This window comes from Vibrio sp. 1580 (assembly GCF_033340055.1).
Genome location: NZ_JAWOVT010000267.1, coordinates 1 through 716 on the forward strand (window position 1 = coordinate 1; position 716 = coordinate 716).

Annotated in this window: 1 protein-coding gene; it reads left to right on the plus strand. The window is 45.3% G+C overall.

Features of this window, described 5'->3' with window-relative positions; all coding sequences use genetic code 11:
• The first annotated feature begins 47 nt into the window (after positions 1 to 47).
• Entirely contained in the window at positions 48 to 707 is a 660-nt protein-coding gene (locus tag R7093_RS25430) for an HAD family hydrolase (protein ID WP_318147047.1), read from the plus strand.
• Positions 708 to 716: the final 9 nt, after the last annotated feature.

The following is a 716-nucleotide window of genomic DNA, read 5'->3' on the forward strand; positions in this document are numbered from 1 at the left end:
AGAGCTGCTGTTTAACCTTAATGAAATTCAACCAGTGGGGGCCTAACATGTCCAAACCTTTGTACGTCTTTGATATGGACGAAACTCTAATCAACGCCGACTGTGCGATGATTTGGAATGCGTTTTTGGTTGAAAAAGGCATAGCAACGCAATCAAACTTCATAGAGGAAGATCAGCGTGTAATGGCCTTGTACGCAGAAGGCAAAATGGACATGGAGGACTACTTAGAATTCTGTATGGCACCATTGGCTGACATGCCCGTTGCACACGTCCATACGTTGGTAGAAGAGTGTGTAGAGCACCACATCCTGCCTAAGCAGTTTCAGCAATCCAAAACGTTGATAGCACAGTTGGATCGCGATGACATCGATATGGTTATCATCTCTGCGAGCGTGACATTCTTAGTCGAAGCGGTCGGCCGTCGATTAGGAATTCCCGTCGCATTAGGAATTGATTTGGTTGAGAAGCACGGCAGCTACAGCGCTGAAATTGCAGGCGTTCCGAGTTATCGAGAAGGCAAAGTTATACGCTTGAAAGCATGGTTAGATGCTCAGCCAGAATCTTATTCTGAAGTCCATTTTTACACCGACTCCATCAATGATTTACCTTTGTGCGAATACGCAGATTACGTATATTTGGTGAATCCTTGCCCACGCCTCAAAGAACACGCGAATCGTTCAAATTGGACGCTATTACGTTGGAATTAGCCTTCAGTT

Coding starts and splice junctions, on each gene's coding strand:
- R7093_RS25430 (WP_318147047.1), top strand. CDS start 48: ATGTCCAAACCTTTGTACGTCTTTGATATGGACGAAACTCTAATCAAC.